Source organism: Prevotella sp. AM23-5, assembly GCF_003473645.1.
GTDB classification, from domain to species: Bacteria; Bacteroidota; Bacteroidia; order Bacteroidales; family Bacteroidaceae; genus Prevotella; species Prevotella copri_A.
In genome coordinates, this window is sequence record NZ_QUCG01000167.1 from 1 (window position 1) to 1,316 (window position 1,316).

1 protein-coding gene is annotated in these 1,316 nt (G+C 41.8%); it reads right to left on the bottom strand.

Features of this window, described 5'->3' with window-relative positions; genetic code table 11:
- Positions 1 to 138: 138 nt before the first annotated feature.
- Positions 139 to 1,104 carry an IS110 family transposase gene (locus DW657_RS17335; protein ID WP_118313577.1) on the bottom strand — a complete coding sequence of 322 codons (966 nt, stop codon included), beginning with the start codon at positions 1,102 to 1,104 and terminating at the stop codon, positions 139 to 141.
- Between the last annotated feature and the right edge of the window lie 212 nt (positions 1,105 to 1,316).

Here is a 1,316-nt window from a genome sequence, read left to right on the forward strand (position 1 = left end):
ATATGAACTATAATAATAAAAATGAATACGGTTAACGAAATTTAGCATAAATATGCATTTTCGTAAGCATAGAGGGTCTTCAGGACTGATATCTCAGCCCCTAGCCACCAAGGTGTACCCTCAGACGGAGAGATGGTTTTATGGCTTTACAGACTTATATCCATCTATATATTTCTTCTCATGTGCAACAACAGCGAAGGCTTGTCTGATGAGTTTGTTGGCAACAGCGACAATAGCCAATTTCCCTGGCTTCCCATTTGATCGCAAGCGGTCAAAGCATGCTTTGCATTCGGTGTTGCACCGCAATGATGCCATAGCTCCAATATAAAGCTGACTACGTAGGTAAGCATCTCCGTTACGATTAATGTGCCCTTTGACATTGACTGACGTACCAGACTGTTGGTAAGTAGGTGACAGCCCTAAATATCGGGTAAGTTGCTTGGCATTATCAAAGTAGGTGAATCCGCCTGTGGCAATGATGAGTGCAGCTGCAAGGGTTGCTCCTATTCCTTTAATGGAAGTGAGTAAATCCATCTGCTTCTTGTATTCTATCTCTGCCAAGGACGTTAGCTCTTCCTCCATTTCTTGGATTTGTTTCTCAAGAAACTTGATAGTCTTCTCTAAGACTTTCTTGCACTTGGAATCAATGAATGGCAGGACTTTTAGTGAACCTTCAAGGTTTCTGTTAGCGGTAAGCTGCTTCTTCAGTTGACGTAATACAGTGCGTTTCTGCTTGAGTAACAAAAGGGAATCACTACGGAGCTTGAATGGTGCTGGTTGCATTCTCTCACCATATAAGGCAATGAGGCGGGCATCAATCTCGTCTGTCTTGACAACAGAGAGCATGACACGTGCAAAGTTCTTTATCTTCAGAGGATTCTCCATGCTGACAGTAAAGCCTGCCTTGGAGAGCAAATAGACAAGCAGCATACTGTAGTTGCCTGTTGCTTCCAACACACAATGGTTCTCTTCTGGAGAGATGGTTCGGATAAACTCTCGGATACCCTTTGTGGTATTCTTGAAAGTTTTGGTTTCACTGCTTTTGGCAGATGAATAAGCAACAACGAAGGTTGCTTTGCTGACGTCAATTCCTACGTAAGTCATAGTCATAATATTTATAATTAAACAAACATCGATACATCATGAGCTATCATTGCGAATACGGGGTCTATGCCCTTTGAACTATCCAGGTTCTGATGTAAGGGTGTGGGGACGGAACATATTCAACGGCTTGCAAAGCTAATGAAGAATCGGTCTTATTCCACACCCTGATGTTGAATTTCTATGCAAAGATAATAAAAAAAAACAATATACAA